Below are 25,385 nucleotides of genomic sequence, written 5' to 3'. Positions count from 1 at the left end.
GGCTCGGCGAGGATCTCGGCGAGCCGCTCGGCGCGGGCGAGGGTGCGGGTGGCGATGACGATCTCGGCGACGCCGGCGCGGGCGAGGGTGCGACGGGCTCCGCCGGGGTCCCCTCGGCGCGGTCGGCGCGGCCGTCGCGGGCGAGGTCGCGGCCGAGGGTCTCCCGGGTGACGGCGACGGTGATGGTGGTGATCACCGCCGCCGCGCAGAGGTAGACGCTGATGGGCGTGGAGCTGCCGTAGTCCTTGAGGAGTTCGACGGCGATGATCGGGGCGAGCGCGCCGGCGAGGATCGAGGCGAGCTGGGAGCCCATGGAGGCGCCGGAGTAGCGGACCTTGGTGTCGAACATCTCGGAGATGAACGCGGCCTGCGGGCCGTACATCGCGCCGTGCAGCAGCAGGCCGGCGGTGACGGCCAGGGTGATGACCGCGAACGACTCGGAGTCGACGAGGCCGAAGAAGACGAAGGCCCAGACCGCCATGCCGACGGAGCCGATGAGCGTGACCGGGCGCCGGCCGACGCGGTCGGAGAGCGCGCCCCACAGCGGGATGGTGACGAAGTGGACGGCCGAGCCGATGAGGACGGCGTTCAGGGCGGTGCTCTTCGGCAGGCCCAGGTGGGTGGTGACGTAGACGAGGAGGAAGGAGGTGAGGATGTAGTACGAGATGTTCTCGCCGAAGCGGGTGCCGATGGCGGACAGCACCTCGCGCCAGCTGCGCCGGAAGACCTCGACGACCGGGGCCTCCTCCTTGGCGCCCGCCGCGGCGGCGGCCTCGGCCTTGGCCTGCGCCTCCAGGAAGACCGGGGACTCGGAGACCGAGACGCGGATCCACAGGCCGATCATGACGAGCAGGCCGGAGAGCAGGAACGGGACGCGCCAGCCCCAGGACTGGAAGGCGGCGTCCGACTGGACGGCGGCGAGCAGTGCCAGGACGCCGGTGGCGAGCAGGTTGCCGCCCGGGGCGCCGGCCTGCGGCCACGAGGCCCAGAAGCCCCGGTGCTTCTCCCCTCCGTGCTCGGAGACGATGAGGACAGCGCCGCCCCACTCGCCGCCGAGGGCGAAGCCCTGGACGAGGCGGAGCACCGTCAGCAGGATCGGCGCCCAGACGCCGATCGTCCCGTACGTGGGCAGCAGGCCCATCGCGAAGGTGGCGCCGCCCATCATGAGGAGGCTGAGCACCAGGAGCTTCTTGCGCCCGACCTTGTCCCCGAAGTGGCCGAAGACGATGCCGCCGAGGGGGCGGGCGGCGAACCCGATGGCGTACGTGATGAAGGCGATCAGCGTGCCCACCAGGGGGTCGGCGCTGGGGAAGAACAGCGTGTTGAAGACGAGCGCGGCGGCGGAGCCGTAGAGGAAGAAGTCGTACCACTCGATGGTGGTGCCGATGAGGCTGGCGGCGACGATGCGCTTGATGGATCCGGGGGACGTGGCAGTGGGTCTTGCGGCGGCCATGTGCACCACTTCCGAGCGAGTGACGGGGACGTGTTCGTGTCGCCACACCGTAGAAACCCGCTGGTCACGCGTGTATGTGGTTGCACACCATAGTTCGGCGGGCGAGGGTGCGGGCGGCCACCATGCGGAGGCCCTCCGAGGCGGTCGACCACCTTCCGGACAACGGTTTGCACCCGCCGCAAGAGGGCGTCAGATATGGCTATTTCTGTCCCAGTTTGACAACGGGGTTCTCACTACGGTGCTGGTTTGGTGCTGACCTGAAACCCCACGTCAGCACCCCTGCCCACCGCTCCCGTGCTGGTTCGGTGCTGACTACAGAGCGTTGAACTCGGGCATTCGGGCACGGATCGGATCGCCATGGATGAGCAGACGCGTGAGGCCGACAGTCTTTGTCGAGGACTGTCGGCCTCACGTCTCATCGACCGGCGTCAGACGGCCGGGACGAGCGCGTCGAACTCCAGGGAGGGCCGCCGCTCAGGGCGCCGACATCGTCGGCATGAGCCTCGACGGTACCGCGACCGCGCCGGACGATCCGGTCACGGAGACCGTAGACCGGCTCTCCGCCACCACCGGCACCCTGTTCGTGATCGCCGCCGCCGACGCCGGTCCGAGGGAGAGCAGCATCGGCACTCCCGACGCGGCCCTGACCGTCGGCGCGGTCGACAAGTCCGACGGCCTCGCCTCCTTCTCCAGCCACGGGCCCGGAGCGGAGCCGAACCGGTGGGCCCGAACGACGGGCCTGTGCGCGGTCCCCCGGTCCGTGGTACACGACGATCGCCTCCCGGTACGACACCGTCGCCTGGCCCCTGGACAACACCCTGATCACCGCCCCCAACGCCACCAGGGTGGTCCTCCAGGACCACTGCTGGAGCGACTTCTCCGACCACGTCAACCTGGCCTTCGACCCGAACGTCGTCGGCTGGACCCTGCACGCCCTCGACCCGGCCCACACCAGGGCGCCCTCCTGCCGCGCCTTCGTCCCCTACCTCTGATCCCGCTCCCCCCGCCGTCGTGCCCGGGCCCTTCCCAGGGCCCGGGCACAGCCGCGCCGTCGGCCGCCGCCCGATGCACCTCTCGGCCCAGTGCGCTCACCCCCTTGGACGCCTTGGCGCGCCCCCGGCTCCCGCGCCCACGAGACTCACCCTCGGTAGTCCTCACCCCCCTCCCAGGAGCCCGCATGCCTCTGCCCTCCCTCGGCGCGCCCACCCGGCGCCGCACCGTCCTCGGCCTCGCCCTGCTGGTCGCCGCCGCCGCGTCGGCCGCTCCCGCGACCGCCACCGACGGTGACGGCCGGACCGCCGGCAAGGCGAAGCCGACCGTCGTCCTCGTCCACGGCGCCTTCGCCGACGCGTCCGGCTGGAACGAGGTGGCGAAACGCCTCCAGCACCGGGGCTACGAGGTCGTCGCCCCCGCCAACCCGCTGCGCGGCCTCGGCAACGACTCCACCTACACCGCCGGCGTCCTCAAGAGCATCAAGGGCCCCGTCATTCTGGTCGGCCACTCCTACGGCGGCGCGGTCATCAGCGGCGCCGCGGCCGGCAACCCGAACGTCAAGGCGCTCGTCTACGTCGCCGCGTTCATGCCCGACAAGGGCGAGTCCCCCGCCGAGCTGTCCACCAAGTTCCCCGGCAGCGACCTCGGCACCGCGCTGCGCCCCGTCCCGTACACCGACGCCTCCGGCAGCGGCACCGACCTGTACATCCAGAACGACAAGTTCCACAGCGTCTTCGCGGCCGACCTCCCCGAGAAGCAGACCCGGCTGATGGCGGTGGAGCAGCGCCCGATCACCGCCGCCGGCTTCGCCGAGAAGGCCAAGGCCGCCGCCTGGAAGTCGATCCCGTCCTGGTTCCTCGTCGCCCGCCAGGACAAGGCCATCGCCCCGGACCTGGAGCGCTTCGAGGCCGAGCGGGCCGGCTCGCGCACCGTCGAGATCGACTCCTCGCACGTCGCCATGATGTCCCACCCCGAGACCGTCGTCGGCCTGATCGACGAGGCCGCCGAGACCACCTGCTGACACCCGCACCGAGCAGAAAGACACCCACCATGGCCGACAAGCCCACCATCGTCCTCGTCCACGGCTTCTGGGGCGGCGCCGCCCACTGGGCCAACGTCATCGTCGAGCTGAACAAGCGCGGCTACGACAAGATCCGCGCCGTCGAGAACCCGCTCACCTCGCTCGCCGACGACGCCGAGCGCACCCGCAAGATGGTCAAGCAGGTCGACGGCCCCGTCGTCCTCGTCGGCCACTCCTACGGCGGCGCCGTCATCACCGAGGCCGGCGACCTGCCGAACGTGAAGGCCCTCGTCTACATCGCCGCCTTCGCCCCCGACGCCGGCGAGAGCCCCGGCCAGATCAGCCAGGAGAACCCGCCCGCCGCGTTCGACAACATCGCCCCCGACTCCGACGGCTACCTCTGGATCAAGCAGGACAAGTTCCACGAGAGCTTCGCCCAGGACCTGAGCGAGGACGAGGCCCTCGTCATGGCCGTCACCCAGAAGGCCCCCGTCGGCTCCACCTTCGGCGACAACGTCACCGCCCCCGCCTGGCGCAACAAGCCCGTCTGGTACCAGGTCTCCACCCAGGACCGCATGATCCACCCCGATAACGAGCGCCGCATGGCCCAGCGCATGAACCCCCGCAAGGTCATCGAACTCGACGCCAGCCACGCCTCCCTCGCCTCCCAGCCCCAGGCCGTCGCCGACCTCATCGAGGAAGCGGTCCGCGAGACCTCCGGCTGAGCCGGACTCCCGGCGGGCCGTCAGGAGAGCAGTCACTAACGGGCGGGACACGGCCGCGACACGCGGCGGAAACGGGTCGTCCCTAATTTCTGTCAACCGACAGGAATTCGCAGGGACGACCCTCACCTCCGCGACAGGGGCCCGCCATGACCGTGACCACCGATCCCACACCACCGGCATCTTCCCCGCCCGGGGACGGCGACGCGCTCGCCTCGTTCGGCTATTCCCAGGAGCTGCGGCGGCGGATGGGGCGGTACGCCTCCTTCGCCGCCGGGTTCTCCTTCATCTCCGTGCTGACCACGGTCTTCCAGTTCTTCGCCCTCGGCTACTCCTTCGGCGGGCCGCTCTTCTTCTGGACCTGGCCCGCCGTCCTGGTCGGGCAGCTCCTCGTCGCCGCCTGCTTCGCCGAGCTCGCCGCCCGCCTGCCCATCGCCGGGGCGATCTACCAGTGGGCGAGCCGGCTCGGCACCCCGGCCTTCGGCTGGTACGCGGGGTGGATCATGGTGACCGGGCGGATCGTGGTGGTGGCCGCCGCCGCGCTCGCCCTCCAGGTCGTCCTGCCCGCCGTCTGGCCCGGCTTCCAGATCGTCGGCGGCGACCCGTCGCCCACGACGACCAGCGGCGCGGCGAACGCCGCCCTCCTCGGCCTCGTCCTGCTGGCGCTCACCACCCTGCTCAACGTCCTGGACAACCGAGCGCTGTCGGCCGTCAACACGATCGGGGTCACCGCCGAGATCGGCGGCGTCGTGCTGATCGTCACCCTGCTGGCCACCCACGCCGAGCGCGATCCCGGCATCACCCTGCACACGGGCGGGCAGGGCGGGCCGATCACGGCGCTCCTGGTCGGATCGTTCACCGCCGCGTACGTGCTGATCGGTTTCGAGAGCGCGAGCGAGATGAGCGAGGAGACCGTCAACCCCCGCCGTACCGCGCCCCGCACGACCCTCACCGCCCTCACCACCTCCGGCGTCTGCGGCGGGCTGCTGCTCCTCGGGGGCCTGCTCGCCGCGCCCAGCCTCACCGACGGCCGGCTGGCGACGGAAGGGCTCGGCTACGTGCTCACCAGCACCCTCGGGGACGGGCTCGGCAGGGTCCTGCTCGCCGACGTGGCCCTCGCCATCTGCGCGGCGACCCTCGCCATCCAGACCTCCGCCACCCGCATGCTCTTCTCCATGGCACGCGACGGCGTCCTCCCCCGGTCGACGGCGCTGGCGCGGGTACCGCGCCGGACCGGGATGCCCGGCACGGCCGCCGTGGTGGTCGGCGTCGGCGCGGCCCTGCTGCTCCTGCTCAACCTCGCCTCCCCGCAGGCGTTCCTCGCCATCGGCACGACGTGCATCGCGATGGTGTACCTGGCGTACGCCATGGTCACCGGGCCGATGCTGGCCCGAAGGGTGCGGGGCGAGTGGCCGCCTCCGGCCGACGGCGAGCGGGACGAGCTGGGCCGGCCGCTGTTCTCCCTGGGCCGCTGGGGACTTCCGGTCAACGCGCTCGCGCTCGTCTACGGCCTCTTCATGACGGTGAACCTCGCGTGGCCGCGCGCCGAGGTGTACGACCCCGAGGGCGGCCACTGGTACTTCCGGTGGTTCACCGTCCTGGTCCTCGCGGCGACGGTCGCGGCGGGGGCGGCATACCGCGGGTACCGCCGGCGTCGGGACGCCCCGGGGCGGGGAACCCCCGCGCGGCCGGAGCCGGAGCCCGTACGCGCCTGAGACCGAGGCCCCCGAAAAGGATCAGTCCCGCGCCGCGAGGAGCCCCAGCCCCTCGCGGCGCAGCCGTGCCAGCGAGCGCGGCGGCACGCCGGCCACCCGGAGCGCCGCGTCGGCCGTCGCCCCCGCGAGGGCCCCGGGGTCGTGGCCGGGTCCGGTGCGGCGGATGAGGATCACGCTCTCGGTGAGACCGAAGAGAAGGTCGCCGCGGAGCGCCAGCTCCTCGGGAGCGAGGTCCGCACCGGGCGCGGTGGCGGCGAGCAACCCCGTATAAGAGGACTTGAGTTCGTCCCTGAGCCGGTGGAATCCGGCGAAGCGCTCCGTCCCGACCTCGGGCAGCAGGTAGAGGGCGCCGAGGTTGTGGGGACCTTCGCACAGCAGGGCGGCGTCGGAGTGGCACAGCGCCCACAGGCGCGCCTCCGGGGACGCCTCCGTACGGGAGACGAGCCCGGCGGCCACCTCCAGCGAGGGGCGCACGGTCCCTTCCAGCAGTTCCGCGAGGATCGCTTCCTTGCCGTCGAAGTAGTGGTACAGGGAAGCCTGCCGCAGCCCGGCGCGCTCGGCGATGGCCCGGGTGGAGGTCGCGGTGTAGCCGTGGGTGGTGAACAACTCACCGGCCACCGCGAGGACTTCGTCGCGCGGCTCGGCGCCGCCTGCCGGGCGCTCCTGGGCCCGTGGGCGGCCGACTCTCCTGCCGGCGGGCGTCTTCGGCGTGCTCACTCCGTGATCCTCGCACAGCGTCGGCGGCTCCCACCGGACCGGGCCGGCGGGGTGAGTTCCCGGTAACCGGCCGGAAACGCCCGGGCAATGGGAGCGAAGCGCCCGCTGCCTAATTTCTGTCGAGCGACAGAAATTGCTCCCGGACCGGAGGCCGACGCCATGGGGACACCCTCAGCTCCCTCGCCCACGACCGCATCGACGTACGGCGCGCGCGAACACGCCCGTGCCCAGGAGGGCACGACGGCCGACGCCATGCCGGTCGTCCCGGCGAGCGACTGGCCGGAGCCTCCGCCGGGCGTCGCAGCGGACGACGTCGTCTGGGCCGAGACCGTGGCGGCCGGCAACTACACCCACAAGGTCCTCGCCCGGGGCACCGAGCTGCGGCTGACCGACCTCACCGGCGACGCCTGCGCGCACCTCCTCCTCCACAGCGCCGACCGCCCCTGGGAGCGGCTGAACACGGCCGACACCGTCAAGGTGCTGTGGAACGCCTACCTCGGCGAGGGACACCTGCTCCTCTCCGACCAGGGCCGGGTGCTCGCCTCCGTCGTCGAGGACACCTCCGGCCGGCACGACGCCCTCACCGGCACCTCGACCTTGGCGCGCAACACCGCCCGGTACGGCGACGGCGCCCCGCAGTCCGCCTCGCCGGCGGGGCGGGAGCTGTTCAAGCTCGCCGCGCTCAAGAACGGCCTCGCCCCGCGCGACCTCCCGCCGTCCGTCTCCTTCTTCCAGGGCGTACGGATCGCCGAGGACGGCACCACCGAGTTCACCGGCTCGGCGGGCCCCGGCGCGTCCGTCACGCTCCGCGCCGAACAGGACGTCACCGTCCTCCTCGCCAACGTGCCGCACCCGCTGGACCCGCGCCCGGAGTACACCTGCGGGCACCTCCAGGTCGTGGCGTACCGGTCCCGCCCGACCGCCCCGGGCGACGCCCTGTGGGACGTCACCCCCGAGGGCCGCCGGGCCTTCCTCAACACCGTCGACCACCTCACCGCCCGGGGGCTCGCATGACCGCCACCTTTCTGCCCGGCCGCGTCGTCTCCGACGACACCGTGCCCGCCCGCGCCGCCTGGTCCGCGATCGTCCGCAAGGGGCAGCTGCTGACCGTCACCGATCTGCACGGCAACCAGGCCGCCGACTTCCTCCTCTACGACGCCCACGACACCGCCGTCCGCTACAGCGCCCCCGACACCATCCAGGCCCAGGGCACCGTCTTCCTGACCACCGGCTCGGTCCTGCTCTCCACCGAGCACACCCCGCTCATGACCGTCGTGGAGGACACCTGCGGCCGGCACGACACCCTCGGCGGGGCCTGCTCCAAGGAGTCCAACACCCTGCGCTACGGCCACCACACCTGGTCGCAGCACGCCTGCGTGGAGAACTTCCTCGCCGAGGGCGCCCGGCACGGGCTCGGCAAGCGCGACCTCGTCCCCAACATCAACTGGTTCATGAACGTCTCCGTCGAGAAGGACGGCACCCTCGGCATCGTCGACGGCATCTCGGCCCCCGGCCTGAAGGTCGTGCTCCGCGCCGAGACCGACGTCCTCGCCCTGCTCTCCAACTGCCCCCAGATCAACAACCCCTGCAACGGCTTCGACCCGACGGCCGTGCGCATGACGATCACCGAGCCCGGCACGCGCGACGAGGACGGCACCCGATGACCTTCGACACCCTGCTGGTCGCCAACCGCGGCGAGATCGCAGCCCGGATCACCCGCACCGCCCGGACGCTCGGGCTGCGGACCGTCGCCGTGTACTCCGACCCCGACCGGGGCACCGAGCACGTGCGTCTGGCCGACGAGGCCGTCCGGCTCGGCCCCGCCCCGGCCAAGGAGTCGTACCTCGACGCCGACCTGGTCCTGAAGGCCGCCAAGGACACCGGCGCGGGCGCGATCCACCCCGGTTACGGCTTCCTCTCCGAGGACGCCGGCTTCGCGCGCCGCTGCGCCGACGCCGGCATCGTCTTCGTCGGCCCCACCCCCGAACAGCTGGAGCTCTTCGGCGCCAAGCACACCGCCCGGGCCGCCGCCGAGGCGGCGGGCGTCCCGCTCGCCCCCGGCACCGGCCTCCTCGCCGACGTGACCGCGGCGCTCGCCGCCGCCGACGGGATCGGCTATCCGGTGATGCTCAAGGCGACCGGTGGTGGCGGCGGCATCGGCATGCAGGCCTGTCACGACCCGGCCGAACTCGCCGACGCCTGGGACCGGGTGCAGCGCGTGGCCGCCGCCTCCTTCTCCTCCGCCGGGGTCTTCCTGGAGCGGCTCGTGGAACGGGCCCGCCACGTCGAGGTGCAGGTCTTCGGCGACGGCCGGGGCAAGGTCGTCACCTTCGGCGACCGCGACTGCTCGCTCCAGCGCCGCAACCAGAAGGTCCTGGAGGAGGCCCCGGCGCCCGGCCTGCCGGACCACGTCCGGCGCCGGCTCGCCGAGGCCGCCCGCGACCTGTGCGCGTCGGTGGACTACCGCTCCGCCGGCACGGTCGAGTTCGTGTACGACGCCGCCCGGGAGGAGGCGTACTTCCTGGAGGTCAACACCCGCCTCCAGGTCGAGCACCCGGTCACCGAAGCCGTCTACGGCGTCGACCTCGTCGCCTGGATGCTGCGCCTCGCCCAGGGCGACACCGCCGTCGTCACCGAGCCCCCGGCGCCCCGGGGACACGCCGTCGAGGCCCGGCTATACGCGGAGGACCCCTCCCGCGACCACCGCCCGAGCGCCGGCCTGCTGACCCGCGTCGCCTTCCCCGAGGACGTCCGGGTGGACGCCTGGGTGGAGACCGGCACCGAGGTCACCACCTCCTACGACCCCATGCTCGCCAAGGTGATCGCCCACGGCTCCGACCGCGCCGAGGCCCTCGACCGGCTCGACGCCGCGCTCGCCGCGACCCGCGTCGACGGCATCGAGACCAATCTGGGTCTGGTGCGCGCGGCTCTGCGGGACGCCGGCGTCCGCGCCGCCGCGCACTCCACCGCCACGCTCGCCACGGTCACCGACCCGACCCCGCGCGTCGAGGTCGTCGCGGCCGGCACCCTGACCACCGTCCAGGACTGGCCGGGCCGCACCGGCTACTGGCAGGTCGGCGTCCCGCCGGGCGGGCCGATGGACGACCTGTCCTTCCGGCTCGGCAACACCGCCCTCGGCAACGACGAGGGCGCCCCCGGCCTCGAATGCACCCTCCAGGGCCCCTCCCTGCGGTTCACCCACCCCACGACCGTCTGCGTCACCGGCGCCCCGGCCCGGGTGACGGTCGACGGCACCGCCGTGCCGCAGTGGGAGCCGGTCACCGTCGACGCCGGACAGACCCTCACCGTCGACGCGCCCGCCGCGCACGGCCTGCGCACGTACATCCTGTTCGCCGGTGGTCTGGACGTGCCCGAGTTCCTGGGCAGCGCCGCCACCTTCACCCTCGGCCGGTTCGGCGGGCACGGCGGCCGCGCCCTGCGCCCGGGCGACGTCCTGCACGGCGGCGAAGCCCGTACGGACACCTCCGTCGTCCCCCTCGACGAGCGGCCGGCCTTCGGCGCCGTCTGGCACGTCGGCGCGGTCGAGGGGCCGCACGCCGCGCCCGAGTTCTTCACCGAGGACGACGTACGCGACTTCTACGCGGCGGACTGGAAGGTCCACTTCAACTCGGCCCGCACCGGCGTCCGCCTCGTCGGCCCCAAGCCGCGCTGGGCCCGCGCGGACGGCGGCGAGGCGGGCCTGCACCCCTCCAACATCCACGACACGCCGTACTCGGTCGGCGCCGTCGACTACACCGGCGACATGCCCGTCCTCCTCGGCCCCGACGGCCCCTCCCTCGGCGGGTTCGTCTGCCCGGCGACGGTGGTCACGGGACAGCGCTGGAAGCTCGGCCAGCTCCGCCCCGGCGACACCGTCCGCTTCGTGCCGGTGACCCCCGAGACGGCCGCCGCCCTGCGCCGCGCACCGGCGGCGGAGCCACGTGCCGACCGGCCTGCCCTGCGCGACGGAGGCGTCCTGGCCCGCCTGCCGGAGACACCGGCGCGGCCTTCCGTGACGTACCGGCGCAGCGGCGACGACAACCTCCTGGTCGAGTACGGGCCGATGCAGCTGGACCTGGCGCTGCGGATGCGCGTCCACGCGCTCGCGGAGGCGCTGGCCGCGCGCGGGCTCCCCGGCGTCCTCGACCTGACCCCGGGCATCCGCTCGCTCCAGATCCAGACCGACCCGGACGTGCTGCCGCAGCACGACCTGCTCGACGTCGTCCTGCGCGTGGAAGAGGAACTGCCCGCCACCGACGACCTGGTGGTCCCCAGCCGGACCGTGCACCTGCCGCTCTCCTGGGACGACCCGGCGACCCGCGAGGCCATCGAACGGTACGTCGCGGGCGTGCGCGACGACGCCCCCTGGTGCCCGTCGAACATCGAGTTCATCCGCCGCGTCAACGGCCTGGCCACGGCCGACGACGTGTACCGGACCGTCTTCGACGCCGAGTACCTGGTCCTCGGCCTCGGCGACGTCTATCTCGGCGCGCCCGTCGCCACCCCGCTGGACCCCCGGCACCGGCTGGTGACCACCAAGTACAACCCGGCCCGCACCTGGACGGCGGAGAACTCGGTCGGCATCGGCGGCGCCTATCTCTGCATCTACGGCATGGAGGGCCCCGGCGGCTACCAGTTCGTCGGCCGCACGACGCAGGTGTGGTCGCCGTGGCGCCAGCGCGGCGCCTTCGAGGCGGGCAGGCCCTGGCTGATGCGCTTCTTCGACCGGATCAAGTGGTACCCGGTCGGCGCCGACGAGCTCCTGGAGCTGCGCGCCGACATCGTCTCGGGCCGGTTCGTGCCGAGGACCGAGGAGGGCACCTTCTCCCTCGCCGCGTACCGGGACTTCCTCGACGCGAACGCCGCCTCGATCGCCGATTTCCGGGCCAGGCAGAGCGCGGCCTTCCAGGCCGAGCGCGACGCCTGGGAGGCGGCCGGCGAGTTCGCCCGCGCCGAGGCGGCGGCCGAGACCGTCCCGCCGGCCACCGATGTCGAGCCGCCCGAGGGCGGCCGGCTGGTCGAGGCCGACTTCACCGCCTGCGTCTGGCAGGTCAACGTGGAGGTCGGCGACCGGGTGTCGGCGGGTCAGCAGCTCGTCGCCCTGGAGGCGATGAAGATGGAGTCCCCCGTGACGGCCCCCGCCGAGGGCGTCGTCGCGGAGATCCTGATCAAGCCGGGAAGCCAGGTGGAGGCGGGCACCGCCCTCGTCGTCCTGGCCCCCGTCGAGACGGTGGAGGTGACGGTGTGAGCACCGCGCTGGAACGGGTGCGGGCCGCGTACGCCCGCATCGCGCAGGTGAACCGCCCGGAGGTGTGGATCGACCTCCGCCCCCAGGAGGACGCGGAGGCGGAGGCCGCCGCGATCGACGCGCGGACGGCCGCCGGGGAGCGGCTGCCGCTGGCCGGGACGGTCCTCGCCGTGAAGGGGAACATCGACGTCGCCGGGCTTCCGACCACCGCCGGCTGCCCCTCGTACGCGTACCTTCCCGAGGCCGACGCTCCGGCGGTGGCGCGGCTGCGGGCGGCGGGGGCCGTGCTCCTCGGCACCACCAACCTGGACCAGTTCGCCACCGGCCTGGTCGGCACGCGCAGCCCGTACGGGGCGGTCCGCAACGCCGTCGACCCGGCGTACGTCTCCGGCGGGTCCTCGTCCGGCTCGGCGGTCGCGGTCGCCCTCGGCCTCGTGGACCTCGCGCTGGGTACGGACACGGCGGGCTCGGGCCGGGTGCCGGCGGCCTTCAACGGGATCGTCGGCCTCAAGCCCACCCCCGGCCTGGTGTCGACCGAGGGCGTCGTCCCCGCCTGCGCGTCGCTCGACTGCGTCACGGTCTTCGCCCGCACGCTCCCGGAGGCCGAACGGGCCCTGTCCTTCATGGCGACGCCGACGGAACCCGCGGCCGTGCCGCCGCGCCGTCCCGGGCCGTGGCGCATCGCGGTCCCGGACGTACGGCAGCTCGGCGAGCTGGACAAGGGGTGGGCGGAGGCGTTCGAGGAGGCCGCGGCCCGGCTGGCCGACGCGGGCGCCGAGCTGCTGCCCGTGGACCTGGAGCCGTTCACCGAGGCGGCGGCGATGCTGTACGAGGGGGCGTTCGTCGCCGAGCGCTACGCGGCCGTCGGCGCCTTCGTCGACGCGCACGCCGGATCGCCGGACCTCGACCCGACAGTCACCGGGATCGTCTCCAGGGCCCGTGACATCCCGGCCCACCGCCTGTACGCGGACCGGGAGAGGCTGGCCGCCCTCCGCACCCGGGCCCTGGCCTCGCTCGGCGACGCGGACGCCCTGCTCCTGCCGACGACACCGGGTCATCCCACCCTCGCGGAGGTCGCGGCCGACCCGCTGGGCACGAACGCCCGGCTCGGCCGGTTCACCAACTCCACCAATCTGTTCGGCCTCGCGGCGGTCGCCGTCCCGGCGGGCGAGGTGGCCGGGCGCCCGTTCGGCGTCATGCTGATCGGCCCGGCCCGCACCGACGAACGCCTCGCCCGCGTCGCCGCCCTGCTCACCGCGCCGCCCCTGCGTCTGGCCGTGGTGGGCGCGCACCTCACCGGGCAGCCGCTCAACGGTCAGCTGCTGTCTCTCGGCGGCCGGTTCGTCCGCACGACCACGACGGCGCCCGCGTACCGGCTGTACGCGCTGGACACCACACCCCCGAAGCCCGGTCTGGTACGGGCCCGCGAGGGCGGCGCGGCGATCGAGGCGGAGGTGTGGCGGCTGCCCGCCGAGGGGCTGGGGGCCCTGGTGGCCTCGCTCCCCCGCCCGATGGCCCTCGGCAGCGTGGAGCTCGCGGACGGCACCTCCGTACCCGGCTTCCTGTGCGAGCCCGAAGCCCTCGACGGCGCCCGTGAGATCACCGCGCACGGCGGCTGGCGGGCCGCTCTCCGGGGCTGAGGGCACGGCGACCCGGGGGGCGGGGAAGCCCGGCCCGGGGATGTCCACGTGAGAACTCCTCGGTAACAGGGGCCTCCTAGCGTCCGGTCGAGCCCGCTGTCACCGCTTCCGGCGGTGGCGGCGGTCGACCGGACGAAGAGGAGCCCGTATGCGTACCCCCACGCGGGGCCGGAGAGCCGGCCTCGCCCTCGTCACCTCGGCCCTGGCCCTGGCCCTGCTGCCGCCCGCGGCCGTCGCCTCGGGCGCCCCGCCGGGACCGGAGCCCATCGGAACCGGTACCCCCGGCCGCGCCGCGCCCGCCCCGTACCGCCACCGTCACCCTGGTCACCGGGGACCAGGTCACCGTGTCCACCGGTTCCGACGGCCGGACCGGGGTGACCGCCGTTCCCGCTCCCGGCACCTCGCCGGTGTTCCGCACCGAGACCTCGCCCGCCGGCGACACCTACGTCTATCCGGACACCGTCGGCGCCGCTCTGGCGTCGGGGCGGCTGGACCGGGACCTGTTCAACGTCACGCGCCTGGTCGCCGACGGCTACGACGACGCCGGGGCCCCACCGCCGACGGGTCCCTCAAGCCGGAGATCACCGCCCCCGGTGTGGCCGTCGTCGCCGCGCGCGCCGCCGGCACCTCCCTCGGGCGGCCCGTCGACGGCTCGTACACCGCGCTGAACGGCACGTCGATGGCCACGCCGCACGTGGCCGGAGCCGCCGCGCTGCTGATCCAGCAGCATCCGGAGTGGAAGCCCGACCGGCTCAAGGACGCCCTGGTGTCCACCGCCGAGACGGCGCCGGACCACTCGGTCCACGAGCAGGGCGCCGGACGGCTGGCGGTGGACCGGGCGCCGGCGGCGGCCGTGCTCGCCACCGGGACCGCCGACTTCGCCTCCGTCGCCGCCGGCCAGGGACCGCTCACCCGGACGGTCACCTACACCAACACCGGCGCCGAGGACGTGACGCTCGACCTCGACCTGGTGAGGGACCGCGGCGAGGCGGTCCCGGACGGCGCCGTGTCGCTGTCCGCGTCCCGCGTCGTGGTCCCGGCGGGCGGCGCCGCCCCCGTGACCGTCACCGTCGACCCCACCGCCGGTGGGCTCGGCCGGTACGAGGGGTTCCTGACCGCCACCGGTGACGGAGCCGCGCTGACCACCGCGGTCAACTACGTCAAGGCGCCGCCGCGGCGCACCGTCACGTTCCGGCTGACGGGCCGGGACGGCGAGGCCGCCGGCCAGGTCGACCTCCAGTCCTCGACCTGGTCACCGACGCGGTGACCTACCGCTCCGTCACCGCGCTGGACGAACCGGAGTTCGCGCTGCCCCTGCCCGAGGGCCGGTACGCGGTGCAGGCGCGCGTCATCACCTACGACGGCGAACGGAACGCCCGGGCCACCGACTACTTCGCGGAGCCGGAGGTCGTCCTCGGCTCCGACCGGACGCTGGAGCTGGACGCCCGGCGGGCGAGGCCGCTGCGGCCCCTGGTCGTCGACGAGGACCGGGCCCTGGAGGACGGCTCCCTGTCAGTGGACCTCGTCCGGACGCGGGCCGACGGGCTGGGCATCGGCACCGACGACCTGGCCACCCTCGGCGACCGGGACACCGCCTTCGGCGTGATCCCGTCGGCCACCACCGCGGAGCACGGCGCCTTCCACCTGGCCGCCGACCACCAACTGCGCGACCCGTACCTGACCGGCTCCTGGACGGCCGGAGGCCGCACCACCCCGCTGCCGCTCCTCAGCCCGGTGCAGGCACCCCGGTCCGACTCCTCGCTCCGGCTGCCGGCGGTCTCCGTCGGGGCGGGCGCCGACAGCGACTACGCGGGCCGGGACGTCACCGGCAAGCTCGTCGTCGTCAGCACCACCCGCGCCGTGGTGAGCCCGCTGGTGGCCACCGCCGAGGCGCACGGCGCCGCCGCCGTGCTGGTCACCCGGCCCACGCCCGGCACGACGGTGATCCAGGGTGCCGCCTCGGCCGAGGTGCCGGTCGTCGCCGCACCGCACGAGGCCGGGCGGGTGCTGCTCGCGGCGCTCGCCGACCAGCCCGTCACGGTGGCCCTCGACAACCGCCGGGACAGCCGCTTCACCTACACCGTCCCGATGGACTTCGCCGGAGCGATCCCGGAGAGCCCGGTGCTGACCACCCGTAAGGACGACTACGCCACGCTGGTGAACGACTTCCACGCCGGCGGCGCCGACCGGCCTACGACGTGATCTACTCCTGGCACCCGTGGCAGCGGAGCCACGCGCGCACCGCCACCTACCACTGGGCCCCCGGCAGCCGCACCGACCACGTCCTCGCCGACGGCGTGAGGTACCAGCAGAGCGTCCGCGCCTCTCTGCTGGCCGGCACGCTCACCCAGGACGCGCCCACCGTGTACGAGCCTGGCCGCGCCTACCACCGCGACGGCGCCCCGGTCGCCGACTACGACGACCTCCTCGTCCCGGAGCGGGCCGAGTACCGGATCGACCACACCGTCCAGCGCAGCACCAACGCCCTGGAGACGTCGGGGTCCACGGTCAGCACCTCGTGGACGTTCCGCTCCGAGGCCCCGGCGGCGGGCAGCGCACCGGGCTGCGCCGAGGTCTTCCCGGACGCCGGCGCCTGCGCCGTACTGCCGCTGATCCTGACCGGGTACGACGTGCCGCTCGACCACCGCAACCGGGCCCCGGCGGGGCGGCGCTTCTCCTTCACGGTCGACACCCGGCGGCAGCCCGGCCACACCGGCCCGCCGGTCTCCGGGACGACCGTCCAGGTGTCGTACGACTCCGGCTCGACCTGGTCGGACGCCGAGAAGGTGACCCTCCGGAAGGACGGTTCGGCCGACGTGGCGGTCCGCCATCCCGAGGCCACCGCGACCGACGGCTTCGTCTCCCTGCGGGTCGCCGCCTGGGACGGCGCCGGGAACCGCACGGAGCAGACGGTCATCCGCGCCTACGCGCTGACGTAGCCCGGGCCGGCCGCACGCCGGGCTCAGGGCGTGACGATCGGGAAGTTCGGATCGGGTTTCGTCAGGAAGGAGAACAGCCGCTCCAGCAGGGCGGGGTCGCCCTCGGTGGCGATCCCGCCCGCGCCCTGTCCCGCGAGAACTCCCAGCAGCTGCCGCTTGGTGAGGGTGAGGACGAGGCCGGGCGGAGTGCGGGGGGCGGTGATCTCGCGGTGGGTGAGGGCGCCGTGGTGGAGGGTGAGGCGGTGGCGGGCCCGCTCGGCCTCCGGCTCGGTGACGACGAGGTCGATCGTCAGGTCGTCGTCCCAGGCCCGGGGGCCGTCGATCCGGATGGCGAGCGAGTCGAGCAGCATGGGGACGGTGAGGGCCATGAGCATCTCGGGGCTCGCGAGGTCGACGATCTCGGCCCGGGGGCCGTCGCGGAGTTCCTTCGCACCCGTGAGGTAGAAGTTGCGCCAGGTGGCGTTCTCGGCTCCCTGGCCGAGGCGGGTGTAGACCTCGGCGAGGGCGTGCCGGGCCTCCTGGTCGTCGGGGTCGGCGAAGACCACGTGGTTCAGGAGGGTGGCGGCGAAGCGCGGATCTCCCGCGTCGGCGTACTTCCGTGCCTTGGCGACCGCCTCCACGGGGCCGCCGGCCACGTCCACGTAGCGCCGTGCGAGTTCGACGGGCGGGTGCTCCCACAGGTGGGCCGGGTTGCTGTCGAACCAGCCGAGGTAACGCTGGTACACGGCCTTGGCGTTGTGGCTGAGGGACCCGTAGTACCCGCGGGCGTGCCACGCCTTCTCCAGGGCCGGGGGCAGCTGGATCGTCTCGGCGATCTCGGCGCCGGTGAGACCCTCGTTGAGCATGCGCAGGGTCTGGTCGTGGAGGTAGGCGTAGACGTCGCGCTGCTCGGAGAGGAAGCGGACCACGTCGTCGTGGCCCCAGGTGGGCCAGTGGTGCGAGGCGAACGCGACGTCGTACCGGCCGTGGAAGTACTCGATCGCCTCGTCCAGGTAGCGGGCCCAGATCCGCGCGTCGCGGACCAGGGCGCCGCGGAGCGTGAGCACGTTGTGCAGGGTGTGCGTGGCGTTCTCGGCGAGGCACAGGGCGCGGTGGTCGGGAAAGAGGAAGTTCATCTCGGCGGGCGCCTCGGTGCCGGGGGTGAGCTGGAAGACCATCCGTACGCCGTCGACGGTCTCCTCCCGACCCGTCCGGGTGATGTCCAGAGTGGGCGGCACGAGGGAGAAGGTGCCCGTGGAGGTGGCCTGGCCGAGGCCGACGCCGATCTGGCCTTCCGGCGACTTCGGGAGCATCACCCCGTACATGTAGCTGCCCCGGCGCCCCATCGCCCCGCCGGCGTACACGTTCTCGCTCACGGCGTGTTCCAGGAAGCCCGCAGGGACGATGACGGGGACGCCCTCCTCGGTGCCGTGCGCAAGGACGCCGCGCGCGCCGCCGAAGTGGTCGCCGTGCGAGTGGGTGTAGACCAGGCCCGTGACCGGGCGGTCGCCCCGGTGCTCCTTGTAGAGGGCCAGGGCGGCGGCGGCCGTCTCGGCGGAGATGAGGGGGTCGATGACGATCACCCCTCGGTCCCCCTCGGCGATCGTCATGTTGGAGATGTCCAGGCCGCGCACCTGGTAGGCGCCCTCGGTCACCTCGTACAGGCCCTGGCGGGCGGCGAGGCGGCCCTGGCGCCACAGGCTGGGGTGGGCGGTGTCGGGGCAGTCGGCCTCCAGGAAGCGGTAGGCGTCGTTGTCCCAGATCACGCGGCCGTCGGCGGCTTCAACGACTCCGGGCGCGAGGGCGGCGATGAATCCCCGGTCGGCGTCCGCGAAGTCCCGGGTGTCGTCGAAGGAGGGCAGGGAGTCGCTCATGCGCTCGTGCTCCGATCCGCTGGAGGAGTGGATCAGCCGTGAACCATCTCATCACCGGGCATACCGGCCCGCACGTCGCCGCCCGCCCGGGCTCCCGGCACGCGTGTCGCACGGCACTCCCGGCGGGGCTTGACCGGCGGAGTCCGCGCGCGGCAGAGTCCTTAAAACTTGCACTGCTAGTTTTAGGGGCCATCGATCGTGAACCTCGAACTCTCCGAAGAGCAGACCGCCGTCCGCGCCCTCGCCGCGGACTTCGTCAACCGCGAGATCGTCCCTCACGCCACCGCGTGGGACCGCGCCGAGCAGGTCGACCCGGACGTCGTGAAGAAGCTGGGCGCGCTGGGCTTCCTCGGCCTGACCATCCCCGAGGAGTACGGCGGCTCCGGCGGCGACCACCTCGCGTACTGCCTCGTCACCGAGGAGCTGGGGCGGGGCGACTCCTCCGTACGCGGACTGGTCTCCGTCTCCCTCGGACTCGTCGCCAAGTCGATCAACCACTGGGGCACCGAGGAGCAGAAGCAGCGGTGGCTGCCCCGACTGACCTCCGGCGAGGCGCTCGGCTGCTTCGCCCTGACCGAGCCCGGCACCGGCTCCGACGCCGGCAACCTCACCACCCGCGCGGTCCGCGACGGCGACGAGTACGTCATCGACGGCAGCAAGATGTTCATCACCAACGGCACCTGGGCCGAGGTCGCCCTGGTCTTCGCCCGCACCGGCGAGCCCGGGCACCGGGGCGTGAGCGCCTTCCTGGTGCCCACCGACACGCCCGGCCTGACCCGTACGACGGTGCACGGGAAGCTGGGTCTGCGCGGGCAGCCCACGGCCGAGCTGGCCTTCGAGGGCGTCCGCGTGCCGGCCTCGGCGATGCTGGGCCCGGAGGGGAAGGGCTTCGCGGTGGCGATGTCGGCGCTGGCCAAGGGCCGGATGTCGGTGGCGGCCGGCTGCGTCGGCATCGTCCAGGCGTCCCTCGACGCGGCGGTGGAGTACGCCGGGCAGCGCGAGCAGTTCGGCAAGCCGATCGCCTCGCACCAGCTGGTCCAGGAGATGCTCGCCGACATCAAGGTCGAGCTGGACGCCGCCCGGCTGCTGGTGTGGCGGGTGGCCGACCTCATCGACCGCGGGCAGCCCTTCCAGACGGAGTCGTCCGTCGCCAAGCTGTACGCCTCCGAGGCCGCGGTCAAGGCCGCCAACACCGCCCTCCAGGTCTTCGGCGGCTACGGCTTCATCGACGAGTACCCCGTCGGCAAGTACGTCCGCGACGCCCGCGTGATGACCCTCTACGAGGGCACCAGCCAGATCCAGAAGCTGCTCATCGGCCGCGCCCTGACCGGCGTCAACGCGTTCTGACCACCTTCACCCTCCCTGGAGCCGAGTCCATGCGACCCGTGTACTTCGCCGCCGCCCGGCGCACCCCCATCGGCCGCCTGCGCGGCGCGCTGTCCTCCGTACGCCCCGACGACCTCGCCGCCACCGCCGTCCGCGCCGCCCTCGACGCCGTGCCCGCCCTCGATCCCGCCCGGATCGACGACGTCTACTGGGGCGCCGCCAACCAGGCGGGCGAGGACAACCGCAACGTCGCCCGGATGGCCGTCCTGCTCGCGGGACTGCCCGACACCGTCCCCGGCGCCACCCTCAACCGCCTCTGCGCCTCCGGCCTCGAAGCCGTCACCACCGCCGCCCGCGCCATCGCCTCCGGCGAGGCCGACATCGTCCTGGCCGGCGGCTCCGAGTCCATGAGCCGCGCGCCGTTCGTCCTCCCCCGGCCCGACCAGGCGCTCCCGCACGGCCAGGAGATCTTCGACACCAAGCTCGGCTGGCGGCTGACCCACCCGCGCATGAAGGAACTGCACGGCGTGCTCTCCATGGGCGAGACCGCCGAGGAGGTCGCCGCCCGGTACGGCGTCAGCCGCGAGGACCAGGACGCCTTCGCCCTGCGCAGCCACCGGCTCGCCGCGGCGGCGCGCGACGACGGCCTCTTCGACGCCGAGATCGTGCCCGTCACCCTCGCCGACGGCACCGTCGTCACCCGGGACGAGTCCATCCGCCCCGACACCACCGCCGAGAAGCTGGCCGCCCTCAAGCCGGTCTTCCGCCCCGGCGGCACCGTCACCGCCGGCAACGCCTCCCCCATGAACGACGGCGCCGCCGCCCTCCTCCTCGTCAGCGAGGAGGTCCTGCGCGAGCTGGACCTGGAGCCGCTGGGCCGGTACGTCGCGGGCGCCAGCGCCGGAGTCCACCCCGACGTCATGGGCATCGGCCCCGTCCCCGCCGTCCAGCGCGTCCTCACCAGGAACAAGCGCGCCCTGGACGCCATCGACACCGCCGAGTTCAACGAGGCCTTCGCCGCCCAGGCGCTCGCCTGCGTCCGCGAACTCGGCATCGACCCCGAGCGGGTCAACCCCCAGGGCGGCGCCATCGCCCTCGGCCACCCCCTCGGCGGATCCGGCGCCCGCCTCCTCACCACCCTCCTCCACCGCATGCGCCGCACCGGCGACCGCCACGGCCTCGCCACCATGTGCGTCGGCGTCGGCCAGGGCACCGCCGTCCTCGTCGACCGCGACTGACCCCTCCCCGCACCCGCCCCGCACCTTCCCTCCAGGAGAACCGCAGATGAGCCGTTTCACCGACAAGGTCGCCGTGGTCACCGGCGCCGCCCAGGGCATCGGCGCCGCCACCGCGCACCGCCTCGCCGAGGAGGGCGCGACCGTCGCCGTCCTCGACCTGAACGAGGACGGGGCACGGGCCACCGTCGACGCCATCACCGCCAAGGGCGGCGCCGCCCGCGCCTATGCCTGCGACGTCGCCGACTTCGACGCGGTGGACGGCGTCTTCCGGCGGATCGGGTCCGACCTCGGCACGGTGCACGTCCTGGTCAACAACGCGGGCGTCACCCGCGACAACCTCTTCTTCAAGATGCCGAGGAACGACTGGGACGAGGTCATCGGGGCCAATCTCACGAGCGTCTACAACTGCGCCCAGGCCGCCCAGAGGTACATGGTCGCCCAGAAGTACGGGAAGATCGTGTCGCTGAGCTCCCGCTCCGCCCTGGGCAACCGCGGCCAGGCCAACTACGCCGCCGCCAAGGCCGGCATCCAGGGCCTCACGGCCACCCTCGCCATCGAACTCGGCCCGTTCGACATCAACGTCAACGCCGTCGCGCCCGGCTACATCGCGACCGCCATGACCGCGGCCACCGCCGAGCGCGTGGGCGCCACGGTCGAGGACCACCAGCGGCTCGCCGCCGAGCGCACGCCCCTGCGCCGCGTCGGAAGGCCCGAGGAGGTCGCGTCCGTCGTCGCCTTCCTCGCCTCCGACGACGCCTCGTACGTCAGCGGCCAGACGCTCTACATCAACGGGGGCGCCCGCTGACCCAGCGGCTCCGTCCTCGTTCGGCCCCGGGCCGTCCGTCCTTTGTGGGCGGGCGGCCCTCGCACTGTCCGGGGCCGGGTCGGCGGCGTCTCCGGAACCGGGGAACCACGACCGGTGCCGCGTCGCAATGTGCCGGACCACAGTGTGCGGGCGGTGGACGCCATGCCCACGCACAGATCGTCCGGCGGAGGCAAGAGGCTTTGACGCCGGCTATGGATTCGCACCGGCCGACGTTGCACGCTCTCCCCTGCCACCGACGAGAGCGGCCCGAAAACCGGGTGCTCGCCCGCGCTGTGCATCGAAAGGCGGAGCTTTCCGCCCACTCACACACCCTCGTCGAGAAGAGCCTCCCCATGCGAAGAGTCACCACCCGGGCCCGCGCCGCCGTCGTGGCGGTCGTCTGCGCCCTCGCCGCCCTCGTCCTGCCCGCGGCACCCGCCCAGGCCGACACCCACGACCCGGTCCTGTTCGTCCACGGCATCTACATGGACGGGCCCCTGGCGTGGTCGGACATGGCCGCCGACTTCGAGCGGGCGGGCTGGGACCGCGACTCCCTGCAGCTCATGAGCTACAACACGGTCCAGGACCTGGAGACGAGTGCCGCCGAACTCGTCCAGGAGGTCGCCGAGCTGCGCGCCAGGACCGGCGCGGACAAGGTCGACATCGTCGCCCACTCCCTCGGCAACCTCGTCGCCCGCTGGTACATCAAGTTCCTCGGCGGCTCCCAGTACGTCGACGACTTCGTCGGCATCGCCGGCGTCAACCACGGCACCATCGGCGCCGAGGGCTGCGGTCTGCAGCCGTCCTGCCAGGACGCCGCCGTCTACAGCCCCTTCGTCACGACCCTGAACTCGGGCGACGAGACCCCCGGCCCCACCACCTACACGACCCTCTGGTCGAACTGTGACACCTTCGTCAACCCGGACTCCAGCGCGCGGCTCGACGGCGCGAACAACATCTGGGTCGGCTGCGTCGACCACGTGGCCATGCTGTACCTCTACTCCAACTTCGAGCGCACCCGCGCCGCCGTCTCCTGACCCCGGGCGGCGCGGCACGACGGAAGGCCCCCGACCACCGGTGCGGTGGTCGGGGGCCTTCCCCGCGGCGGGGTGTCACGCGATGTCGATGACCGTCCGCAGGGCCTCGCCGGTGCGCATCTGGCGCAGGGCCTCGCCGATCCCGTCGAGCGGCACCCGGTGGGTGATCATCGAGGCGAGGTCGAGGCGGCCGGCCCGCCACAGGTCGATGATCGTCGCGAAGGTGCGGCGGAAGTCGGTCCCTCCGTAGAAGGAGGGCAGGATGCTCTTCTCGTTGCCGACGAGCTCGCCCAGGCCGATGTCGGTGAGGTCCTGGTGCCCGCCGACGCCGACGAGGCACACGGAGCCGCCGTTGCGCGTGGCGTCGTAGGCGGAGCGGAGGGTGGCGGACCGTCCCACGGCCTCGAAGGCGTGGTCGAAGCCGAACCCGCCGGTGAGACGCTTGGCGGCCTGCTTGAGGTCCTCGGGGGCGATCGCTTCGGTGGCGCCGAACTTCAGCGCCCACTCGCGCCGGTTGGGCGTGGGGTCGACGGCGAGGATCTGAGCGGCGCCGGCGACCTTCGCGCCCTGGACGATGCTCATGCCCACGCCACCGAGCCCGATGACGGCGACGGAGGAGCCGGGCCGGACCCGGGCCGTGTTGAGGGCGGCACCGACGCCGGTGGTGACACCGCAGCCGATGAGCGCGGCGATGTCGTACGGCAGGTCGTCGGGGACCGGGATCGCCGCGTTGGCGGCGACGACGACCTCCTCGGAGAAGAGACCGCCGCCGAACATGCCGGGTACGAGGGCGCCCTCGACGCGGAAGTTCGGGGTGGCGAGGTTGCGGTATCCGCTGCGGCACAGGTGTCCGTCGCCGGCCCGGCAGGACGGGCAGGCGTCGCACGGGGGCATCCAGCAGACGATGACGCGGTCGCCGGCCTTGACGTGGGTCACGCCCTCGCCGGTCTCGACGACCTCGCCGGCCCCTTCGTGGCCGAGGACGCAGGGGGTGGGATGGGGCAGCAGGCCGCTCATGACGGACAGGTCGGAGTGGCACAGGCCGGCGTTCCGCATCCGTACGCGGACACGGCCCGGGCCGAAGGACACGGCCTCGGCGTCGACGACGTCCAGGCTCTCGGCACCGGTGTGCCGGAGGACGGCAGCGCGCATGGGTGGGTTCTCCTCGGGGGCTCGGGGCTCGGTTCAGCTCTGGCGGGGCGGGACGGGGAGGTGGACGGTCTGGTACTCGACGTAGCCGGCCAGTCCTTCGGGGCCGAACTCGCGGCCGATGCCGGAGTTCTTGAAGCCGCCGAAGGGGGCGGCGGGATCGATGCGGAAGCCGTTGACGGAACAGGTGCCGGTGCGGATCCGGCGGGCGAAGCGCAGGCCGCGTTCCTCGTCGGCGGTGAAGACGGCGCCGGAGAGGCCGTACTCGGAGTCGTTCGCGAGGCGCAGGGCGTCCTCCTCGTCCTCGTACCGGATCAGGCACACGACGGGGCCGAAGATCTCCTCCCGGGCGATCCGCATGTCGTTGGTGACCTCTCCGAACAGGGTCGGCTCCACGTACCAGCCGGTCTCCCGGTCGGCGGGGGTCCCCCCGCCGGTGAGCACCTCGGCGCCCTCCTCGCGCCCGATCCGGATGTGGTCCAGGACCCGCTCGCGGTGGGTCCTGGTGACCATCGGGCCGACGACGGTCGCCGGGTCCGCGGGGTCCCCGACCTTCAGCGCCTCGAAGGCCGCGGTGAGCGCGGCGGCGACCTCGTCGTAGCGGGAGGCGGGGACGAGGACGCGGGTGAGGGCGACGCACGCCTGGCCGCTGTTGGCGCCGCAGGTCGCGCCCACGATGACGGGCAGGGCCGCCGCGAGGTCGGCGTCGTCCAGGAGGACGGCGGCGGACTTGCCGCCGAGTTCGAGGGAGACGCGGGTGAGGTTTCGCGCGGCGGCGGCCATGACGGCTCTGCCCGCGTCGACCGAGCCGGTGAAGGCGACCTTGTCGACGCCGGGGTGGGCGGCGAGGTAGGCGCTCGCCTCCCGGTCGGCCGGCAGCACGGAGAGCACGCCTTCGGGCAGTCCGGCCTCCTCGCAGATCTCCGCCAGGAGGAAGGCGTCGAGCGGGGTCTCGGGGGACGGCTTCAGGACCACGGTGCAGCCGGCGAGCAGGGCGGGCGCCAGCTTGCCCGCGATGGTGAACTGCGGCACGTTCCACGGGGTGATGGCGGCGACGACCCCGACCGGATGCCGTCGGACGAGGACGGGGCCGGTGAGTCCCTGGCGCTCCTCCTCCAGCGGCACCCGCGCGGCGGCGGCGAGCGCGGCGGTGAAGATGCCGACGGGGGCGAGGGCCTGGCCGCGGAGCGAGAAGGCCAGGGGCGAGCCGTTCTGCAGGGTGATGAGTTCCGCCATCTCGCGGTGGCGGGCCAGCAGGGCGTCCTTGATCCGGGTGACGACCTCGGCCCGTTCGGCGACCGCCATACGGGGCCAGGGGCCGTGGTCGAAGGCGTCGCGGGCGGCGGCCACCGCCCGGTCGACGTCCTGCGGTCCGGCGTGCGGCACCCGGCCGACGACCTGCTGGGTGACGGGTGACACGACGTCGATGACGTCGGAGCCGGCGGGAGCGGCCCACCGGCCGCCGATGAAGAGTCGGTCGTACTGCGTGATCTCGGCCATGGGTCGGCAGGGCTCCTCGGGCGGGGCGG

General features: G+C 73.4%; 20 protein-coding genes. 15 read left to right on the top strand and 5 right to left on the bottom strand.

What is annotated here, in order from left to right; genetic code table 11:
- The coding region (locus AB0E83_RS19800) for an MFS transporter (protein WP_362113069.1) at positions 1 to 1,453 on the bottom strand (1,453 nt) is incomplete at its 3' end.
- Positions 1,454 to 2,298: 845 nt separating this feature from the next.
- Here AB0E83_RS19800 and AB0E83_RS19795 point away from each other — a divergent pair.
- The 4 genes from AB0E83_RS19795 (at position 2,299) to AB0E83_RS19780 (ending at position 5,904) form a co-directional block, all read left to right on the top strand.
- A complete protein-coding gene (locus AB0E83_RS19795) occupies positions 2,299 to 2,445 on the top strand; it encodes a hypothetical protein (protein WP_362113066.1) in 147 nt (48 codons plus the stop codon).
- 185 nt (positions 2,446 to 2,630) lie between these two features.
- On the top strand, positions 2,631 to 3,467 hold the full coding sequence (locus AB0E83_RS19790; protein ID WP_362113063.1) for an alpha/beta hydrolase: 837 nt from the start codon (positions 2,631 to 2,633) through the stop codon (positions 3,465 to 3,467).
- Between the two features lie 29 nt (positions 3,468 to 3,496).
- Entirely contained in the window at positions 3,497 to 4,192 is a 696-nt protein-coding gene (locus tag AB0E83_RS19785) for an alpha/beta hydrolase (protein WP_362113060.1), read from the top strand.
- Between the two features lie 146 nt (positions 4,193 to 4,338).
- The gene (locus AB0E83_RS19780; protein ID WP_362113057.1) at positions 4,339 to 5,904 is read left to right on the top strand and encodes an amino acid permease; all 1,566 of its coding nucleotides are present in this window, start codon (positions 4,339 to 4,341) and stop codon (positions 5,902 to 5,904) included.
- Positions 5,905 to 5,925: 21 nt separating this feature from the next.
- Here AB0E83_RS19780 and AB0E83_RS19775 read toward each other — a convergent pair whose 3' ends face one another.
- Positions 5,926 to 6,621, bottom strand: a complete 696-nt coding sequence (locus tag AB0E83_RS19775; protein WP_362113055.1) for a TetR/AcrR family transcriptional regulator — start codon at positions 6,619 to 6,621, stop codon at positions 5,926 to 5,928.
- A gap of 159 nt (positions 6,622 to 6,780) precedes the next feature.
- Between AB0E83_RS19775 and AB0E83_RS19770 the strand changes: the two genes are divergently transcribed.
- The 7 genes from AB0E83_RS19770 to AB0E83_RS19740 all read left to right on the top strand — a co-directional run bounded on the left by AB0E83_RS19770 (position 6,781) and on the right by AB0E83_RS19740 (position 16,448).
- On the top strand, positions 6,781 to 7,635 hold the full coding sequence (locus AB0E83_RS19770) for an urea amidolyase associated protein UAAP1 (RefSeq protein ID WP_362113052.1): 855 nt from the start codon (positions 6,781 to 6,783) through the stop codon (positions 7,633 to 7,635).
- On the top strand, positions 7,632 to 8,285 hold the full coding sequence (locus tag AB0E83_RS19765; protein WP_362113049.1) for an urea amidolyase associated protein UAAP2: 654 nt from the start codon (positions 7,632 to 7,634) through the stop codon (positions 8,283 to 8,285). Before AB0E83_RS19770 ends, AB0E83_RS19765 begins: the two co-directional genes overlap by 4 nt.
- Positions 8,282 to 11,869, top strand: a complete 3,588-nt coding sequence (uca, locus tag AB0E83_RS19760; RefSeq protein WP_362113046.1) for an urea carboxylase — start codon at positions 8,282 to 8,284, stop codon at positions 11,867 to 11,869. Before AB0E83_RS19765 ends, uca begins: the two co-directional genes overlap by 4 nt.
- The gene (atzF, locus tag AB0E83_RS19755) at positions 11,866 to 13,509 is read left to right on the top strand and encodes an allophanate hydrolase (protein ID WP_362113043.1); all 1,644 of its coding nucleotides are present in this window, start codon (positions 11,866 to 11,868) and stop codon (positions 13,507 to 13,509) included. The genes uca and atzF overlap by 4 nt, the downstream gene beginning before the upstream one ends.
- Positions 13,510 to 13,657: 148 nt before the next feature.
- Positions 13,658 to 14,776: a S8 family serine peptidase gene (locus AB0E83_RS19750; RefSeq protein WP_362113040.1), complete on the top strand. Its 1,119-nt coding sequence runs from the start codon at positions 13,658 to 13,660 to the stop codon at positions 14,774 to 14,776.
- Entirely contained in the window at positions 14,773 to 15,711 is a 939-nt protein-coding gene (locus AB0E83_RS19745) for a PA domain-containing protein (protein WP_362113037.1), read from the top strand. The genes AB0E83_RS19750 and AB0E83_RS19745 overlap by 4 nt, the downstream gene beginning before the upstream one ends.
- Entirely contained in the window at positions 15,708 to 16,448 is a 741-nt protein-coding gene (locus tag AB0E83_RS19740; RefSeq protein WP_362113034.1) for a hypothetical protein, read from the top strand. The genes AB0E83_RS19745 and AB0E83_RS19740 overlap by 4 nt, the downstream gene beginning before the upstream one ends.
- A gap of 23 nt (positions 16,449 to 16,471) precedes the next feature.
- Here the strand turns inward: AB0E83_RS19740 and AB0E83_RS19735 are convergent, their stop codons facing one another.
- The gene (locus tag AB0E83_RS19735; protein ID WP_362113031.1) at positions 16,472 to 18,301 is read right to left on the bottom strand and encodes an alkyl sulfatase dimerization domain-containing protein; all 1,830 of its coding nucleotides are present in this window, start codon (positions 18,299 to 18,301) and stop codon (positions 16,472 to 16,474) included.
- Positions 18,302 to 18,499: 198 nt separating this feature from the next.
- On the opposite strand from AB0E83_RS19735, the gene AB0E83_RS19730 reads away from it, so the two are divergent.
- The 4 genes from AB0E83_RS19730 (at position 18,500) to AB0E83_RS19715 (ending at position 22,707) form a co-directional block, all read left to right on the top strand.
- A complete protein-coding gene (locus AB0E83_RS19730; RefSeq protein WP_362113028.1) occupies positions 18,500 to 19,648 on the top strand; it encodes an acyl-CoA dehydrogenase family protein in 1,149 nt (382 codons plus the stop codon).
- 29 nt (positions 19,649 to 19,677) lie between these two features.
- A complete protein-coding gene (locus AB0E83_RS19725; protein WP_362113025.1) occupies positions 19,678 to 20,865 on the top strand; it encodes an acetyl-CoA C-acyltransferase in 1,188 nt (395 codons plus the stop codon).
- 46 nt (positions 20,866 to 20,911) lie between these two features.
- The gene (gene fabG, locus AB0E83_RS19720; protein WP_362113022.1) at positions 20,912 to 21,670 is read left to right on the top strand and encodes a 3-oxoacyl-ACP reductase FabG; all 759 of its coding nucleotides are present in this window, start codon (positions 20,912 to 20,914) and stop codon (positions 21,668 to 21,670) included.
- A 353-nt stretch (positions 21,671 to 22,023) separates the two neighbouring features.
- Positions 22,024 to 22,707: a lipase gene (locus tag AB0E83_RS19715; RefSeq protein ID WP_362113019.1), complete on the top strand. Its 684-nt coding sequence runs from the start codon at positions 22,024 to 22,026 to the stop codon at positions 22,705 to 22,707.
- 75 nt (positions 22,708 to 22,782) lie between these two features.
- On the opposite strand, the gene AB0E83_RS19710 is transcribed toward AB0E83_RS19715, so the two are convergent.
- Together AB0E83_RS19710 and AB0E83_RS19705 are read right to left on the bottom strand one after the other, a co-directional pair.
- The gene (locus AB0E83_RS19710; RefSeq protein ID WP_362113016.1) at positions 22,783 to 23,859 is read right to left on the bottom strand and encodes a Zn-dependent alcohol dehydrogenase; all 1,077 of its coding nucleotides are present in this window, start codon (positions 23,857 to 23,859) and stop codon (positions 22,783 to 22,785) included.
- 33 nt (positions 23,860 to 23,892) lie between these two features.
- On the bottom strand, positions 23,893 to 25,356 hold the full coding sequence (locus AB0E83_RS19705; RefSeq protein ID WP_362113013.1) for an aldehyde dehydrogenase: 1,464 nt from the start codon (positions 25,354 to 25,356) through the stop codon (positions 23,893 to 23,895).
- Between the last annotated feature and the right edge of the window lie 29 nt (positions 25,357 to 25,385).

The sequence above is a fragment of the Streptomyces sp. NPDC035033 genome (assembly GCF_040636735.1).
Classification (GTDB): Bacteria; Actinomycetota; Actinomycetes; order Streptomycetales; family Streptomycetaceae; genus Streptomyces.
Note: the sequence above shows the minus strand (reverse complement) of the source record. Positions and strands in the feature narration are given on the sequence as shown.

Bases quoted from the DNA above. Each gene is read 5' to 3' on its own strand.
- AB0E83_RS19790 (WP_362113063.1), top strand. From the start codon at position 2,631: ATGCCTCTGCCCTCCCTCGGCGCGCCCACCCGGCGCCGCACCGTCCTC.
- AB0E83_RS19785 (WP_362113060.1), top strand. From the start codon at position 3,497: ATGGCCGACAAGCCCACCATCGTCCTCGTCCACGGCTTCTGGGGCGGC.
- AB0E83_RS19780 (WP_362113057.1), top strand. From the start codon at position 4,339: ATGACCGTGACCACCGATCCCACACCACCGGCATCTTCCCCGCCCGGG.
- AB0E83_RS19770 (WP_362113052.1), top strand. From the start codon at position 6,781: ATGGGGACACCCTCAGCTCCCTCGCCCACGACCGCATCGACGTACGGC.
- AB0E83_RS19765 (WP_362113049.1), top strand. From the start codon at position 7,632: ATGACCGCCACCTTTCTGCCCGGCCGCGTCGTCTCCGACGACACCGTG.
- uca (WP_362113046.1), top strand. From the start codon at position 8,282: ATGACCTTCGACACCCTGCTGGTCGCCAACCGCGGCGAGATCGCAGCC.
- AB0E83_RS19750 (WP_362113040.1), top strand. From the start codon at position 13,658: ATGCGTACCCCCACGCGGGGCCGGAGAGCCGGCCTCGCCCTCGTCACC.
- AB0E83_RS19735 (WP_362113031.1), bottom strand. From the start codon at position 18,301: ATGAGCGACTCCCTGCCCTCCTTCGACGACACCCGGGACTTCGCGGAC.
- AB0E83_RS19725 (WP_362113025.1), top strand. From the start codon at position 19,678: ATGCGACCCGTGTACTTCGCCGCCGCCCGGCGCACCCCCATCGGCCGC.
- fabG (WP_362113022.1), top strand. From the start codon at position 20,912: ATGAGCCGTTTCACCGACAAGGTCGCCGTGGTCACCGGCGCCGCCCAG.
- AB0E83_RS19715 (WP_362113019.1), top strand. From the start codon at position 22,024: ATGCGAAGAGTCACCACCCGGGCCCGCGCCGCCGTCGTGGCGGTCGTC.
- AB0E83_RS19710 (WP_362113016.1), bottom strand. From the start codon at position 23,859: ATGCGCGCTGCCGTCCTCCGGCACACCGGTGCCGAGAGCCTGGACGTC.
- AB0E83_RS19705 (WP_362113013.1), bottom strand. From the start codon at position 25,356: ATGGCCGAGATCACGCAGTACGACCGACTCTTCATCGGCGGCCGGTGG.